We start from the raw sequence: 15,820 nt of genomic DNA, 5'->3' as shown, positions 1-15,820 counted from the left end.
CGAAGCCCGGGCACTGCGTCATTGGTCACGCGATCGGCTGTACCCAGGATGTGCCGTCCCTACGACACGACTGTGCCCGGCACCTGAAAGGCGCCGGGCACAGAGACTGGCGGCAACTACGCGCGACCCGCGGTCTTCTGGGTCTTGCGGGTGATCGAGTCGATGACCACCGTCGTCAGCAGCACCGCCGCCGTGATCATGTACTTCACCGGCTCGGCGATGGACTCCAGCTGCAGCCCGTACTGGATCGACACGATCACCAGCACACCGAGGAGCGCGTTCCACGTCCGGCCGCGTCCGCCGAACAGCGACGTACCGCCGATCACCGCCGCGGCGATCGCGTTCATCAGCAGGTCACCCGCGCCGGCGCTCTGGTTGGCCGACGCGATCTTCGAGGCCAGGAACAGACCGCCGACGGCGGCGAAACCACCGGAGATCGCGAACACCGAGACCCGGACCGCCGTGACGTTGATACCCGCACGCCGGGACGCCTCGACACTGCCGCCGAGCGCGAAGATCTTGCGACCGTACGCGGTGCGCCGCAGCAGGAAGTCGGTCCCGATCAGGAACACCAGGAAGATCACCGTGGCCAGCGGCAGGCCCTTGTACTGGTTGTACATGTAGGCCGCGGCGAAGGCGACGACGGCCAGCAGCACGGTCCGCAGGACCGTGTCGCTGAGCGGCCGGGACGGGACGCCCGCGGCCTCCCGGCGCCGGTTGCCGAGGAACGAGGTGAGGAAGAACACCGCCACCACGACCGCGGCCAGCCCGTACGCGGCGGCCACGTCCGCGAAGAAGTACGTGGTCAGCTTGCCGATCAGCCCGTCGCTGTCGAGGTTGATCGTGCCGTTCTCGCCCAGGATCTTGAGCATGAAGCCCAGCCAGAACAGCAGACCGGCCAGGGTCACGGCGAAGGCGGGGGCGCCGAGCACCGCGAAGAAGAAGCCGTGCGCCGCGCCGATGGCCGCGCCCGCGGCGACGGCGATGAGCACCGCCGCCCACTCGGGCCAGCCCTGGTTGACCGCGAGGACGGCCGCGATGGCGCTGGCCGCGCCACTGACCGAACCGACGGACAGGTCGATCTCGCCGAGCAGCAGCACGAAGACGATGCCGACGGAGATCATGCCCGTGCCGACCATCGTGACGGTGATGTCGCTGAGGTTCTGCGCGGACAGGAAGTTGGAGTTCAGGCTCTGGAAGACGACGCAGATGACGATCAGGCCGATGACGACCGGGATCGAGCCGAGCTCGCCGGTCTTCATCTTGCGCCTGAACTCACCCAGGTAGCCCGTCAGTCCCTGCTCGCGGACGAGCAGTCGGGGGTCGACGGCGGTCACCGCGGCGGCGGCGGCCTCGGTGTTCTGGACGCCGGTGCCGTCCTTGGTCGCGGAGGTCTTGTCGATGCTCACTTGGAAACCTCCCCCTTCGTGCTGGTCGTGCGCGCGGCACGGCGGGTCACGGCGTTCTCGGTGGCGCCGGTGATGGCGGAGATGATCTCCTCCTGCGAGGTCGTCTTGACCTCGAAGACGCCGTTGTTGCGGCCCAGGCGCAGGACGGCGACCTTGTCGGCCACGGCCTTGACGTCGGCCATGTTGTGGCTGATGAGGATCACCGCGTGGCCGCGCTCGCGCAGCCGCTCGACGAGGTCGAGGACCTGCGCGGTCTGCTCGACACCGAGGGCGGCGGTGGGCTCGTCCAGGATGACCAGCTTGGGCTCGCCGAGCATGGAGCGGGCGATGGCCACGGTCTGGCGCTGGCCGCCGGAGAGCGAGGCGATCGGGATCCGGACGCTGGGGATACGGATGGACAGCGTGCGCAGCAGTTCCTGCGAGCGCCGTTCCATCTCGACCTCGTCGAGCACGCCCCACTTCCTCAGCTCGCGGCCGAGGAAGAGGTTGCCGACGACGTCGATGTTGTCGCACAGCGCGAGGTCCTGGTAGACGGTCGCGATGCCCAGGGCCTGGGCGTCGTGCGGCCGGTTGATCTGGACGGACCTGCCGTCCCATTCGATGACACCCTCATCGATGGGGTGCACGCCGGCGATCGTCTTCACCAGCGTGGACTTTCCGGCGCCGTTGTCGCCCACCAGGGCGACCACTTCACCGGCGTGGACCTCAAGCTCTACGTCGGTGAGCGCCTGAACGGCACCGAACCGCTTGGAGACCCCGCGCAACGCCAGCACGGGCGTAGCGGACACGTGAACCATCTCCTTCGCCGCCTGACCCGGCGGGAGGTTGTGCAGAAAGAAGTCTGGGATGTTCCGTCCGGCGCCCCGCGGCGAGCTTGCGGGGCTGTGTGATGCGCGGGGCGCCGGAGGAGCCTGGGAAGCAGTCATGTCCCGTACGGGAGAGTCCCGGTGCGGGAATCCATGGTCGGATTCCCGCACGCGGACGGGACATGAGGCTGCTTACTTGAGACCGATCTGGTCGCAGGCGGCCTTGTACTTGGCCGTGCAGATCTCGGCGGCGGTGTAGAAGCCTTCCTTGATGACCGTGTCGTTGATGTTGTCCTTGGTCAGCGAGACGACCGGGACCAGGACGGACGGGACGTCCTTGACGCTGTCGCTGGAGACCTTGTCCTTGGCGACGGAGTCCAGGCTCTCACCCTTGGCCAGCTTGACGGCCATCTCGCCGGCGACGGACGCCTCGGTCGGGTAGGACTTGAACACGCTCATGTACTGGTCGCCGGTGAGGATCCGCTGGACGGCGGCGAGTTCGGCGTCCTGGCCCGTGACGGGAAGCTTGAGGTTGGCGGCCGCGAGGGCGGTGATGATACCGCCGGCCATGCCGTCGTTCGCGGAGTAGACGCCCGCGATGTTCTTGCCGCCGAGCGCGGAGATCGCCGCCTCCATCTCGGAGTTGGCGTTGTCCGGCGACCACTCCTTGGTGTCGTACTCCTTGGCGACGGTGACCTTGCCGTCGAGGACGGAGTGGGCGCCCTTCTTGAACTGGGCGGCGTTCGGGTCGGTCACCGAACCGTTGACCATGACGATCTTGGTGGACTTGGTGGCCTTGCTGCCCAGGGCCTTCAGCAGGGCGTTGGCCTGGGTCTTGCCGACCTCCTCGTTGTCGAACGAGGTGTAGGCGCTGATCGGGCCCTCGGCGAGGCGGTCGTAGGCGACGACCTTGATGCCCTGGTCCACGGCCTTCTGGACCGAGTTCTTGATGGCCTTGGCGTCGACCGCGTCCACGATGAGCACGTCCACCTTGTTGGTGATCATCGTGTCGACCTGCTGCGACTGCAGGCTCGCGTCCTGCCGCGCGTTGTTGTACAGGAACTGGGCCTTGTTGTTCGTGAGCTCCTTGATCTTCTTCTCGATCAGGGGCTTGTCGAACTTCTCGTACCGCGCGGTCTTGTTCTCCGGAAGGAGCAGGCCGACCTTGATGTTGTCGCCCTTGGCGGCGGAGCCGGAGGAGTCGGCCTTGTCGCCGGACTCCTTGGCACTGCCACAAGCGGCAAGCGAAACGGCCATCGCACCCGCGGCAACAGCAACAGCGGCACGACGCATACGCGTGTTCACTTCAGAAACCTCCCTGACGAGGCCGCGTCGTTGCGGCCGAGGTGGCTGGAAGTCAACTCGGCCACACGTGCGACGTCAAGAAGTAAATCCTTAACGGGTTGGCAACGGTGCCATCCGTTCTCTAAGTGAAGGCGGGCGCCGACGCCGGCAGCGTGCCGTCCAAAAGGGTCGAATCGCCCATCTCGCTGAGCGCGAGAGCGAGCGCGCCCAGCACCTCCGCACGGCCGCCGAGAGCCCCGGGGAGCAGGGTGAGCCGGCGGGCCGCACTGGGGATGGCGTAGCGGCCGACGGACTCCCTGATCGGTCCGAGCACCAGCTCACCCGCCTCGGCGAGATCGCCGCCCAGGACCACGCGGCTCGGGTTCAGCAGGTTGCAGAGATTGGCGACCCCGCTGCCGATGTGACGGCCGACGTCGGCGATCACCCGGCGGCAACCGGGGTCCCCGTCCCGCGCCAGCCGTACGACGCCTTCCATGGTCAGATCCGTGCCGTGGCTGGACTGGAGCAGCGGCAGCACATAGCGCGCCGCCGCGAAGGTCTCCAGGCAGCCCCGGTTGCCGCAGCGGCACACGGGACCGGATTCATCGAGTGTGATGTGTCCGATCTCTCCCGCGGTGCCACCCGGTCCCCGGTAGATCTTCCCGTTGATGACCAGCCCCGCGCCGACACCGCTCGCGACCTTGATGTACGCCAGGTCGCGCACCCCCCGGCCGCTGCCCCAGACCAGCTCGCCGAGGGCGCCGAGGTTGGCGTCGTTGTCCACGTGCACGGGTACGCCGAGCCGCCCGTGCAGCTCCTCGGCGGGCCGGGTGCCGGTCCAGCCGGGCAGGATGGCGGTCGAGCCCAGGGTGCCGGACTCCACGTCGATCGGGCCGGGGACGCCGAGGCCCACCCCGGCGATCTTGGCGCGGTCCACCCCGGTGGCCTCGATCAACCGGCTGACCAGCTGTTCCGCCCGGTCGAAGCCCTGAGTCGAGGAGGCGTCCACGTCGAGCGGCTCGGCCTCCTCGGCCAGCACCTGGTGGGCCAGGTTGCCGACCGCCACGCGCAGATGGGTGTGCCCGAAGTCGACACCGATCACGATGCCGGCGTCCCCGCTCAGGGAGACGCTGCGGGCCCTGCGACCACCGGCCGAGGTGGGCGTGACCTCGACCGTTCCGCCGTCCTTGAGTTCGCGCACGATGTTGGAGACGGTCGCCGCGGACAGGCCCGTCGTCCGCGCGATCTCCGCCTGCGTGAGCGACCCGGCCAGCCGCACGGCCCGTACGACCCGCTCGAGGTTGGCTCGGTGCAGCGACGACTGCGACCCCGGAGTCTCCACGACGACCTCCTGCGCACGGGGCCGCTTCGATGAGACCCCGTATATGTCCAACTAGTGAACTCTAAGCTGAGCCGTTCGGGTCGCCTCCCGTCAAGAGGTTGAACCGCATCCGGGTTCTTGGACATGACCGCGGACGCCGCCCCCGGGAGTGGGGAGCGGCGTTCGCGCGGTGTGGCCGGGCCGTTACTTCAGCGCGCCCGCCGTGAGACCCTGCACCACCTGCCGCTGGAAGATGATGTACGCCGCGAGCACCGGCAGCATCGCCATCACCAGGCCGGCGAAGAGCCCGGACCAGTCGCCCTTGTAGCCCTGGCTGGCCGCGAGCTGGACCAGGCCCTGGGTCAGGACGCGCTTGTCCGGGTCGGTGTTGAGCACCGTCGGCAACATGTACTGGTTCCACTGTCCCAGGAAGTTGAAGATCCCCACACTGATCAGGCCGGGCTTGGCCATCGGCAGCATGATCTGGAAGAACGTCCGGGTGTGCGAGGCCCCGTCCACGAACGCCGCCTCCGCGACGGAGGTCGGCAGGGTGCGGAAGAACGCGGTCAGGAAGAACACCGTGAAGGGCAGCGAGTAGGCGATGTAGACCAGGATCAGCCCGTGGATGGTGTTCAGCAGGCCCATGTTGTTCACGACGTAGAACAGCGGGACCAGCGCCAGCATGATCGGGAAACTCATGCCGCCGACGAACAGGTAGTAGATGAACCGGTTGCCCGGGAAGTCGAAGCGGGCCAGCACATAGGCCGCCATGGACCCGAGCACCAGCGTCCCGACGAGCGAGCCGCCCACCACCAGGATGGTGTTCAGGAAGTAGTCGCTCATGTTGGCGTCGGTCCAGGCCCGCGCCCAGTTGTCGAAGTGCAGCTTGTCCGGCAGTGACCAGGGCGAACTGAAGATGGAGTTGTCGTCCTTGAAGGACGTCATCACCGCCCACAGCAGCGGCATGACGACCAGGATCGCCCAGATGACCAGGACCCCGTGCGAGAAGACGTTGAGGGTGGTGCCCTCCTTCTTCTCCTTCGGGGGCGGGCCGACCGGGGAGTCGACCTTGGCGACGGGCACATCGGGCTCGGCCGGTACGGGGGCGGGGGACTCGGTCGTCTTCATCGTCAGTACTCCAGCCGCTCGCGCCGTCCGAGCCGCATCACGAGGCCGGCGAATGCCAGCGTGACGACGAGCAGGGCGACGCCGATGGTGGTGGCGTAGGCGGCCTGCCCGTCACGGAACGCCTTCTGGTACACGTACAGGACCATGACGGTGGTCGAGTAGTCGGGGCCGCCCGGACCGGTCGTCATGATCTGTACGACCGCGAACGACTCGGCGCCCAGGGCGAGGATGCCCATGTAGACCCAGCCGGACTGCACGGTGTCCCACAGCAGCGGCAGGGTGATCCGGAAGAACGTGGTGGCCCGGCCGGCCCCGTCGAGCAGCGCGGCCTCGTACAGGTCCGCCGGGATGGAGGCCATGCCGGCGGAGAACAGGACCACGAAGAACCCGACCGTGGACCACACCAGCACCGCCATCACGCACCACAGGGCCAGGCTCGGGTCTCCCAGCCACAGCGGCTGGACGCTGTCGAGCCCGATCCCGCGCAGCAGCGAGTTGATGGCGCCGCTGTCCGGGTTGTACGCGAAAGCGAACAGCAGAGCGACGATCGCGATCGAGAGCACCTGCGGGAAGAAGTAGACGATCTTGTAGAAGGAAGAGCCCCGGACGCCGGAAATGACCGGGCCGCCCTTCCTTCTGCGTCCGCCCACATTGATCATGAAAGCGAAGAACAGGGCCAGAGAGATCGTCACCAGCGGCAGCACGAGCGCGAACATCAAGCTGTGCTGCAAGGACTTCCAGAAGATCTCGTCGTCCAGCATCCTCCGGTAATTGTCCAGGCCGACCATCTTGAATTCGGGGCTCAGGCCGGTCCAGTCCGTGAACGAGTAGTAGATGGACTGGATGAACGGCCATACCACGAAGAGCGCGTACAGTCCCAGGGGCAGCGCCAGAAACCCCACGATGAACCGGTACTTGCCGTGCTGCATCGCTTCTCCGGTCCGTTTACTGGTGCTTGTAGTGCTTGATCGAGGTGTCCTTGGCGGTTTCGTCCGCGTAGGCCTGGATCTTCTTGATGGCCTCGGCCGGAGTGAGGCGGCCGGCCATCATCTCGCCGAGGCCGGAGACCCCGATCTTCTCCTTCTGGAGCTGCACGTACCAGTCCTGCATCCGCGGGTTCAGTACGTTGCTGCCGGCCTTCTCCAGCGCCGCGACGCCGGACTTGAGGCCCGGAGTGAGGGTGATGCCCTCGGTGCCGCCGTTGAACGCGGTCAGCGACTTGACCTTGCTGGTGAAGTTCTTCGAGGACGCCTCGCTGAGCATGATGCGCAGCTGCTCCATGCCGCCCTCGGCGTTCTTCGCCTTGGCCGGGACGATGAAGGGCTCGCCGCCGGAGGCCCAGATGGTACCGAAGGGCATCTTGTCGGAGGAGTCGATGCCGGTGGGCGCGGAGACCGCCAGGTCGAAGTCCTTCGGGATGACGTTCGCCGACTCGTTCTCCACCCAGGAGCCGTTCGGGATGAACAGCGCCTTGCCCTTGGCCCAGGCGGTCTGCGACTGGATGTGGTCCAGGCCGGGGGTGCCCTTGAGGATGTAGCCCTTCTTGTAGAGCTCGTAGTAGGCCTCGAAACACGCCTTGACCGCGGGGTGCTTCCAGGCGTTCGGCTCCAGGTTGTCGATGGCGTCGAGGACCTCGGCACCGCCGACCTTGCCGATCATCGGGTAGAGCGAGAAGGGGATGTAGTACGGGTACTTGCCCGCGTACGTCCAGCCCGCCATGCCCTTCTTCTTGGCCTTCTCGCACACCGCGAGCATCTGGTCCCAGGTCTCGGGATAGGTGGCGTCGAGGGAGTCCAGCGCCTTCTGCGAGTACCAGACGCCGTACACCGTGTAGGCGTAGTACATGATCCAGACCGGGTCGCCGTCGAGCTGGCCCATCTCCACGATGCCGGGGCGCAGCGTGTCGCGGACCTTCTTCTTCGGGTCGTCGTAGGACGGCGCGTCCAGCAGCGGGGTGAGGTCGGTGAGCTGCTTCTTTCCGGCCAGGACGCCCATGTCCATCTGCTCGGCGCCGGAGTTGTCGATCAGGTCCGGCGGGGTGCCCTGGTTGAAGCGGGGCTGGAGGGTGGACTGGATCTTCTGGGTGGCGGAGAACTTCACCGTGACCTTGGGGAAGTCCTTCTCGTAGATCTTCACGGCGTCCTGGGCGTACTCCTTGCCGAAGCCGCCGTCGAACAGGACGAACTCCATCCCCGCGGTCTCGTTCACGCCGAGCGGGTTCTTGGCGGTCTTCTTGCCCGCCTTGGCCTTGTCCCCGCTGTCGTCGCCGCCACCGCTGGCGCACGCCGACAGGAAGCTCATCGTGGGGACGGAGATCAGGCCCAGTGCCGCGGACCGCTTGATCAGATCACGGCGGCCGACGCCACCGGTGCCGTTGTTCTCGGCGGAAGTGGATCCCATGCTCAAGTCCTCGCCTTCTCCAGGACTCAGGCGGTGTACCGGATCCTCCCGGGCACCGCGGTCAGGTCAAGCAGGGTGGTGCTGGAAGTGCGCATCGTGTGAATTGCCGACAGGTATAGTCCACTTCTTGCCAGCGGAGCAAGATCGAATGCAAGGTTGGCCATCGGTCTTTTCCGAAGTGAGACCTCGCGGAAATATGAGCGGCCTGTGGGCCTCATGCCGGAAAAATCCCTGACATAGGCCCCGAATGCCGCACCAACACCCTTGACAGCACTGCCCACTTGAGTCACTACTGATGTTTGCGCACAGTTTCTGACAACGTTGTCCGCAGCGCAGGAGGGGTGCTCGCGTATGCAGCAGCACAGGGTTCGGCTGAGACGGGGTTCAACGGGGAGACGGGGTTCGGCGGTCGCGTTGACGGCCGCCTTCGCATTGGCGGTGGGCTCACAGGGCGCGGCGGTCGCCCTCCCCCAGGCGCCCGCCGCCGCGGACCGGGAGTTCACGTCCTCCTTCGAGGCGGACGATCCGGCACCCGACTGGCTCAACACCGTCGACACGGCACCGGACGGCACCAAGCGGGCCTCGGGCGTCGACGGCGGCTACAGCACCGGCATTCCCGGCAACGTCACCGACCACGTCACGGACGTCCGGGTGAGCGGCGAGAACACCGGCGGCGGCGAGGTGAAGAAGAACCTCGTCGACAGCGAGCCGAGCACCAAGTGGCTGACCTTCGAATCGACGGGCTGGGCCGAGTTCGACCTGGACAAGCCGGTCAAGGTGGTCCGGTACGCGCTCACCTCGGCGAACGACGTCCCCGAGCGTGACCCCGCGGACTGGATCCTCAAGGGCTCCACCGACGGCAAGGACTGGAAGACCCTCGACACCCGCTCGGGCGAATCCTTCGCCGAGCGGTTCCAGACGAAGGCGTACGACATCCCGCAGGCGGCCGCCGCCGAGTACCAGCACTTCCGGCTGGAGATCACGAAGAACCACGGCGCCGACGGGATCCTGCAGCTCGCCGACGTCCAGTTCTCCACGGGCGGCAGCGACGCCCCCGTCCCGCAGGACATGCTCTCGCTGGTCGACCGCGGCCCGAGCGGATCGCCCACCGCCATGGCGGGCGCCGGATTCACCGGAAAGAAGGCCCTGCGGTACGCCGGACGGCACACCGTCGACGGGCGGGCGTACTCGTACAACAAGATCTTCGACGTGAACGTGGCGGTCGGCCGGGACACCGAGCTGGCGTACCGGATCTTCCCGTCGATGGCGGACGGCGACCGGGACTACGACGCGACGAACGTGTCGGTGGACCTGGCGTTCACGGACGGCACGTATCTGAGCCACCTCGGGGCGACGGACCAGCACGGGTTCGGACTGTCGCCGCAGGGGCAGGGCGCCGCCAAGGTCCTCTACGTCAACCAGTGGAACAACGTGGTCTCGCAGATCGGGTCGGTCGCGGCCGGCAGGACCGTCGACCGGATCCTGGTGGCGTACGACTCCCCCAAGGGCCCGGCGAAGTTCCGGGGCTGGCTGGACGACGTGAGGATCGGGCGGGCCGCGCCGGAGAAGCCGAAGGCCCATCTGTCCGACTACGCGCTGACCACCCGGGGCACCAACTCCAGCGGCGGCTTCTCGCGCGGCAACAATTTCCCCGCGACCGCGGTCCCGCACGGGTTCAACTTCTGGACGCCGGTGACGAACGCGTCCTCGCTGAGCTGGCTGTACGACTACGCGCGGGCCAACAACGCGGACAACCTGCCGACCATCCAGGCGTTCAGCGCAAGCCACGAACCGAGCCCGTGGATGGGCGACCGGCAGACCTTCCAGGTGATGCCGTCGGCGGCCTCCGGGACGCCGGACACCGGGCGGGAGGCGCGGGAGCTGGCCTTCCGGCACGAGAACGAGACCGCGCGGCCGTACTACTACGGGGTGCGGTTCGAGAACGGGCTGAAGGCCGAGATGGCGCCGACCGACCACGCGGCGTCACTCCGCTTCACCTACCCGGGCGACGACACCAGCGTCCTCTTCGACAACGTCACCGAGCAGGCCGGGCTGACCCTCGACAAGGAGAACGGGATCGTCACCGGCTACTCCGACGTCAAGTCCGGCCAGTCGACCGGTGCCACCCGGCTCTTCGTGTACGGCGTGTTCGACAAGCCGGTGAGCGGTGGGGACTCCAAGGGGGTCAAGGGCTACCTGCGCTTCGACGCCGGCTCCGACCGGACCGTCACCCTGCGCCTGGCGACCTCGCTCATCAGCCTCGACCAGGCCAAGGACAACCTGCGCCAGGAGATCCCGGACGGCACCTCCTTCGAGAAGGTGAAGTCGCGCGCCCAGCAGCAGTGGGACAGGATCCTCGGCAAGGTCGAGGTGGAGGGCGCGACCCCGGACCAGCTGACCACGCTGTACTCCAGCCTGTACCGGCTGTACCTGTACCCCAACTCCGGCTTCGAGAAGGTCGGTTCGAAGGACCAGTACGCCTCCCCGTTCTCGCCGATGCCGGGCCCGGACACCCCGACGCACACCGGCGCGAAGATCGTGGACGGCAAGGTGTACGTCAACAACGGCTTCTGGGACACCTACCGGACCACCTGGCCCGCGTACTCCCTCCTGACGCCCTCTCAGGCGGGCGAGATGGTCGACGGGTTCGTGCAGCAGTACAAGGACGGCGGCTGGACCTCACGCTGGTCCTCCCCCGGATACGCGGACCTGATGACCGGCACCTCGTCGGACGTCGCCTTCGCGGACGCGTACGTCAAGGGCGTCGACTTCGACGCGGAGTCGGCGTACGACGCGGCCCTGAAGAACGCGACCGTCGTGCCCCCGTCCTCCGGCGTGGGCCGCAAGGGCATGACGACCTCGCCCTTCCTCGGCTACACGAGCACCGACACGCACGAGGGCCTGTCGTGGGCCCTGGAGGGCTACCTCAACGACTACGGCATCGCGAAGATGGGCCAGGCCCTCTACAAGAAGACCGGCGACAAGCGCTACCAGGAGGAGTCCGCGTACTTCCTCAACCGGGCCCAGGACTATGTGAACTTGTTCGACCCTGAGGCCGGTTTCTTCCAGGGCCGGGACGCCAAGGGCGACTGGCGGGTCGAGTCCTCGAAATACGATCCGCGTGTATGGGGCTACGACTACACCGAGACCAACGGCTGGGGTTACGCCTTCACCGCCCCGCAGGACAGCCGGGGCCTCGCCAACCTGTACGGCGGCCGCGGCGGACTCGCCGACAAGCTCGACGAGTACTTCGCCACGCCGGAGACCGCCTCGCCGGACCTCATCGGCTCCTACACCGGTGTCATCCACGAGATGACCGAGGCGCGGGACGTCCGGATGGGCATGTACGGCCACTCCAACCAGGTCGCCCACCACGTCAACTACATGTACGACGCGGCCGGGCAGCCCTGGAAAGCCCAGAAGAACGTGCGCGAGGTGCTGTCCCGGCTCTACACCGGCAGCGAGATCGGGCAGGGCTACCACGGCGACGAGGACAACGGCGAGCAGTCGGCCTGGTTCCTGTTCTCCGCGCTGGGCTTCTACCCGCTGGTGATGGGCAGCGGCGAATACGCCGTCGGCTCCCCGCTGTTCACCAAGGCGACGGTCCATCTGGAGAACGGCCGCGATCTGGTCGTCAGGGCGCCGAGGAACAGCGCGAAGAACGTGTACGTGCAGGGCCTGAAGGTCAACGGCCATGTGTGGACGTCGACTTCGCTCCCCCACTCGCTGCTGGCGAAGGGCGGGGTCCTGGACTTCGCCATGGGGTCGAAGCCGTCGTCGTGGGGCACGGGGAAGAACGCCGCCCCCGTGTCGATCACCCAGGACGACCAGGTGCCGAGCCCGCGCGCGGACGTGCTGAAGGGCGAGGGTGCCCTGTTCGACAACACGTCGGCGACGGACGCGAGTGTGGCGTCCCCTGTGGACCTGCCGGTCTCCGGACGGGTCAAGGCGGTGCAGTACACGCTGACCTCGTCGGCGGACCGGACGAAGGCACCGACCGGCTGGACGCTCCAGGGCTCGGCCGACGGGACCACATGGAAGACGCTGGACGAACGCTCCGGGCAGACCTTCGCGTGGGACAGGCAGACCCGTGCGTTCTCGGTGCGGACGCCGGGTACCTACGAGAAGTACCGTCTGGTCGTCGACGGCGAGGCGGTGGTGTCGGAGGTCGAACTGCTCGGCTGAGCAGCCGAGTCGGGAACCGGGAACCGAGATTCGAGAGGAGACCGAGAACCGGAGGTTCCAGAAACCAGTGGGGGTTGGCAACTGCTCCCAGGGGAGTGCCCCAGGGCGGCGACACGCATCCTGTGCGTGGTCCGATCCTATGAGGCCCCCGCGGCCGGGGAACGGTCTCGTGCCGCTTCCCGGCCCGTCCTGCCCGAGGGGGTCGACCCGGCCTGGCTGCCCGCGGCGGCCTTCCGGCCGCTCGGCAGTCGGCGGACCCTGATCCGCGGATCGGGTCCGCTGGTGGAGACGGTGCGGGGAAGTGGCCGAGGTCCGCGCACTGGATCAGGGCGGCGGCGCGGGACAGGGCGCCACTCGCCGAAGGCGGCGGCCTGGGGCCTGCTCACGGGGTGTCCTGCCTTCCGAGGAGGCGGCCCTCGTCCCACCACGGCGGGGCTTCGTCCGCCACCGGAGTGACCTCGACGAGGGTGATCTCGTGCCGGGCGAGCGTCAGGTCCAGGTCCGCCCGGCCGTCCTCGACGGGCAGCCGCAGGTGCCGGCGGGCCGGCTCGGCGGCCTCGTGCAGGACGTCGAGCTGATACGGCCGGGGCGAACGCGGGCTGCCCATGCGCTGCCAGGCGGTACGGGCGTTGCCGTGCTCCTCGTCCACGGTGGACCGGCGTACGAACGCCTCAGCGCCGCCCACCGGGATCGACAGGCGCAGGCGGTGCCGCTCGGGTCCGGGCGTTTCGCCGCTCGCGTCGACCGGCGCCCAGGCCAGGACGGTCACCCGGCCGTCGGGATGCCGGGTGACCAGGTGGTCGTCGCCGCGGGCGAGCAGGTCGGGGCCCATCCGGGCCATGAACGCGTACAGGTGGTATGTCGGTTTCTTCACCTGGCGGTGGGTGAGCAGGCCGAAGCCGCCGTGGAAGAGGGCGGTCGGGATGCCGGCCTCCTCGAAGACGTCGCTGAACGTCCAGTAGGAGAAGGAGTCGGCGTGATCACCCCCGGCTGCCAGCACCGGTGCCAGGTAGGCGGCGTGGAACGCGGTGTCGTGGACCGGGTTGTCCGGGCAGTACGACGAGTTGAACTCGGTGATGTGGACGGGCAGTCCGGCCAGCCGGGTGCCCTTGAGGCGGTCGCGGGGCGCGGCGAACTGGTCGAGCAGGTCCGTCGCCGGGGCCAGTGTCTGGTGGGAGCCGAAGGGCACGTGCTGGGCGGGGCCGGAGGTGTAGGCGTGCTTGGACACGAAGTCGACGGGGACCTCGTGGTCCTCGGTGAACTGGGCGAACCGTTCCAGCCAGTCGTCCGCACCGGGGGTCAGGGCCGGGCCGCCGACCCGCAGTTCCGGGTCGACCTCCTTCACGGCGTGCGCGGTCACCTCGTAGAGGCGGTGGTACGCCTGTTCGTCCGCGTTCTGCCAGAAGTCGGACAGGTTGGGCTCGTTCCACACCTCGATCGGCCAGGTGCGCACCTCGTCGAGGCCGTAGCGGTCGACGAGGTGGGCGAGCGTGGCGCGGACCAGGCCGGCCCATTCCCGGTGCGAGCGGGGCGGGGTGACGTTGCCCCGCCACCAGAACACCGTCTGGTCGCCGGACGCCAACTCCTCCGGCATGAAGCCGAGTTCGAGGAAGGGGCGGATGCCGAGCTCCAGATACGCGTCGACGACCTGGTCGACGTACGTGAAGGAGTGCCGGACGTGACGGGCGCCCTGCCACTCGTACGGCCGGTGGATGCCCATGCCGTCGCTGAGCAGCCCGTGTCCGCGGATGTACCGGAAGCCGATCTCGCGCTGGAGGAGCTTCAGCGAGTCCTGGTAGTCGCGGCGCAGGGCGAGGTCGAGGCGGCCGGTGCCGACGCAGTGGCGCCAGGCCTCGGGGAAGGGGCCGCTCGGCTCGGCGGGGACGCGGATCATACGTGCTCCTTCTTGTAGCGCTCGTACGCCTTGTTGTGCATGTCGACGAACTGCTGCATGTTCTTCGCCTTCAACTCCGAGACACAGGCGCCCTACAACTCCGAGATATAGGCGCCCTATTCGGATGTCGGGCGCTTGCCGAGGACGAACTTGAGGGTGTTCTGGGTGACGTGGTCGCGCAGCGGGGTCTCCCAGAGGGACGCCTGCTCCTGTTCCACAAAGACCTGCCAGAAGGTGGGATCACCGAGGAACATGCGCACATGGCGCAGCCCCACCCGCTGCTCGCCGAAGAGGGAACCGCCCGGTTCGAAGCGACGGAAGGCGATCACGTTGCCGATCGTCGGCAGATAGCGGAAGACCAGGAAGAACAGCAGCGGCAGGATCGCCAGCGAGTACAACTGCCAGTCGCGGCGCAGGGCCCGCCTCCAGGGGGTGCGGGCGGGCGTCCGCGGGCGGCGGCGGGGTGCGGCTCTGGCCGGTGGGGGGCCTGGGTGCCCGGCGGTGGGGCCGTTGTGATGGACGTGCTCATGCTCGGGCCTCCCGTGGCAGGGGACGCGGAACCGAAACTTTCGAGCGCTTACCGGCAACTTCGCGGCAACTTAGAGCCACGCAGAAAGCGCTGTCAATGGGTGGTGCGCCACCCTTGTGACGTGGGTAGAACCCGGTGGCCGCCACCCTCCCTCGAACCATCGCAAGTTTCTGGACGCACACCGACTCCTGCGAGGTGCCGCCATGCCCGCGTTCGACCTACCCGTCAGCTCCCGCTTGCGCACCGCCCAGGAAGCCGAATCGTGCGCCCGCCCTTGCCGGGACCGCACAGCGAGATCACCGGCCGCCAGCGACCCCAGGAGCACGCCGACCTCGGTGAGGACCGCCCTATCCGCCTCGCTCACCCGCAGCCGGTCCCGGATCGCCACCCCGGACGGGCCGGGCACCACGAACGACGCCGCCACTGCAACCCGCCCACCCCATCACCCCCCGCCCGGCCGAAGATCCCTGCCACGGCGGTCAACGAGCAGCCCCAGCAAAGGTCACCCATTCGACCCAAGAACTCCCGTTCCCTCCCGACAGCGAAGGCCCACAACACACCCCCAGGGCGAAGGGCACCCTCCCGAACCAACCGCATCCAGCCGCCGCACGGTGCCCCGGGCGCTCACTCACGCTCACCAGAAATCACTCCTGCTCAGTACATCGGCATCAGTTCCCGACCCGCGCAAGGAGATCCACGCCTATCCGTACAACGGCCACGAGGGCGGGGACGCCGTGCACGTCCACCGCCAACTGGACTGGCTGGCGGATGTGTTGGGCGCACCGGAGGTGGCCCCAGGGCCGGCCTGAACACGTACGGATCCGCCGCCCTGAGCACCACCCCCCGGAACGAGGAGCAGCCGAG

Annotated in this window: 9 protein-coding genes and 3 pseudogenes; 2 read left to right on the top strand and 10 right to left on the bottom strand. The window is 67.9% G+C overall.

Annotated features, from left to right (window positions below; all coding sequences use genetic code 11):
* Positions 1-116: 116 nt before the first annotated feature.
* From ACIBK3_RS11035 to ngcE, 7 genes are all read right to left on the bottom strand, one after another.
* Positions 117-1,409, bottom strand: coding sequence for a sugar ABC transporter permease (locus ACIBK3_RS11035; RefSeq protein ID WP_399364184.1), 1,293 nt, complete (start codon positions 1,407-1,409; stop codon positions 117-119).
* A complete protein-coding gene (locus tag ACIBK3_RS11030) occupies positions 1,406-2,206 on the bottom strand; it encodes an ATP-binding cassette domain-containing protein (RefSeq protein ID WP_399364182.1) in 801 nt (266 codons plus the stop codon). The genes ACIBK3_RS11035 and ACIBK3_RS11030 overlap by 4 nt, the downstream gene beginning before the upstream one ends.
* Before the next feature lie 201 nt (positions 2,207-2,407).
* Positions 2,408-3,508: a substrate-binding domain-containing protein gene (locus tag ACIBK3_RS11025; protein WP_399365530.1), complete on the bottom strand. Its 1,101-nt coding sequence runs from the start codon at positions 3,506-3,508 to the stop codon at positions 2,408-2,410.
* Between the two features lie 133 nt (positions 3,509-3,641).
* Positions 3,642-4,841 carry an ROK family protein gene (locus tag ACIBK3_RS11020; RefSeq protein WP_399364180.1) on the bottom strand — a complete coding sequence of 400 codons (1,200 nt, stop codon included), beginning with the start codon at positions 4,839-4,841 and terminating at the stop codon, positions 3,642-3,644.
* A gap of 183 nt (positions 4,842-5,024) precedes the next feature.
* A complete protein-coding gene (locus ACIBK3_RS11015) occupies positions 5,025-5,948 on the bottom strand; it encodes a carbohydrate ABC transporter permease (protein ID WP_399364178.1) in 924 nt (307 codons plus the stop codon).
* A gap of 2 nt (positions 5,949-5,950) precedes the next feature.
* Positions 5,951-6,877, bottom strand: a complete 927-nt coding sequence (locus tag ACIBK3_RS11010; RefSeq protein WP_399364176.1) for a carbohydrate ABC transporter permease — start codon at positions 6,875-6,877, stop codon at positions 5,951-5,953.
* Between the two features lie 16 nt (positions 6,878-6,893).
* Positions 6,894-8,348 (bottom strand): N-acetylglucosamine/diacetylchitobiose ABC transporter substrate-binding protein, encoded by a 1,455-nt coding sequence (gene ngcE / locus ACIBK3_RS11005; RefSeq protein WP_399364174.1) that lies wholly within the window; start codon positions 8,346-8,348, stop codon positions 6,894-6,896.
* A gap of 351 nt (positions 8,349-8,699) precedes the next feature.
* Between ngcE and ACIBK3_RS11000 the strand changes: the two genes are divergently transcribed.
* Positions 8,700-12,533, top strand: a complete 3,834-nt coding sequence (locus ACIBK3_RS11000; protein WP_399364172.1) for a GH92 family glycosyl hydrolase — start codon at positions 8,700-8,702, stop codon at positions 12,531-12,533.
* 382 nt (positions 12,534-12,915) lie between these two features.
* Here ACIBK3_RS11000 and ACIBK3_RS10995 read toward each other — a convergent pair whose 3' ends face one another.
* The 3 genes and pseudogenes from ACIBK3_RS10995 to ACIBK3_RS10985 all read right to left on the bottom strand — a co-directional run.
* Positions 12,916-14,427: a xylan 1,4-beta-xylosidase gene (locus tag ACIBK3_RS10995; RefSeq protein WP_399364170.1), complete on the bottom strand. Its 1,512-nt coding sequence runs from the start codon at positions 14,425-14,427 to the stop codon at positions 12,916-12,918.
* Positions 14,424-14,642: pseudogene (locus ACIBK3_RS10990) on the bottom strand (hypothetical protein); the annotation flags it as partial. The gene ACIBK3_RS10995 and the pseudogene ACIBK3_RS10990, both read right to left, overlap by 4 nt.
* Positions 14,643-14,645: 3 nt before the next feature.
* Positions 14,646-14,956 (bottom strand): annotated as a pseudogene (locus tag ACIBK3_RS10985) (sugar ABC transporter permease); the annotation flags it as partial.
* Positions 14,957-15,633: 677 nt separating this feature from the next.
* Here ACIBK3_RS10985 and ACIBK3_RS10980 point away from each other — a divergent pair.
* A pseudogene (locus tag ACIBK3_RS10980) lies at positions 15,634-15,765 on the top strand (acetylxylan esterase); the annotation flags it as partial.
* Positions 15,766-15,820 lie beyond the last annotated feature (55 nt).

The organism is Streptomyces sp. NPDC050287, assembly GCF_044459385.1.
Lineage (GTDB): Bacteria > Actinomycetota > Actinomycetes > Streptomycetales > Streptomycetaceae > Streptomyces.
The sequence above is the reverse complement of the archived record's forward strand: the minus strand, read 5'-3'. Positions and strand labels throughout refer to the sequence as shown.

Bases quoted from the DNA above. Each gene is read 5' to 3' on its own strand.
- ngcE (WP_399364174.1), bottom strand. From the start codon at position 8,348: ATGGGATCCACTTCCGCCGAGAACAACGGCACCGGTGGCGTCGGCCGC.
- ACIBK3_RS10995 (WP_399364170.1), bottom strand. From the start codon at position 14,427: ATGATCCGCGTCCCCGCCGAGCCGAGCGGCCCCTTCCCCGAGGCCTGG.
- ACIBK3_RS11030 (WP_399364182.1), bottom strand. From the start codon at position 2,206: ATGGTTCACGTGTCCGCTACGCCCGTGCTGGCGTTGCGCGGGGTCTCC.
- ACIBK3_RS11025 (WP_399365530.1), bottom strand. From the start codon at position 3,508: ATGCGTCGTGCCGCTGTTGCTGTTGCCGCGGGTGCGATGGCCGTTTCG.
- ACIBK3_RS11015 (WP_399364178.1), bottom strand. From the start codon at position 5,948: ATGAAGACGACCGAGTCCCCCGCCCCCGTACCGGCCGAGCCCGATGTG.
- ACIBK3_RS11000 (WP_399364172.1), top strand. From the start codon at position 8,700: ATGCAGCAGCACAGGGTTCGGCTGAGACGGGGTTCAACGGGGAGACGG.
- ACIBK3_RS11010 (WP_399364176.1), bottom strand. From the start codon at position 6,877: ATGCAGCACGGCAAGTACCGGTTCATCGTGGGGTTTCTGGCGCTGCCC.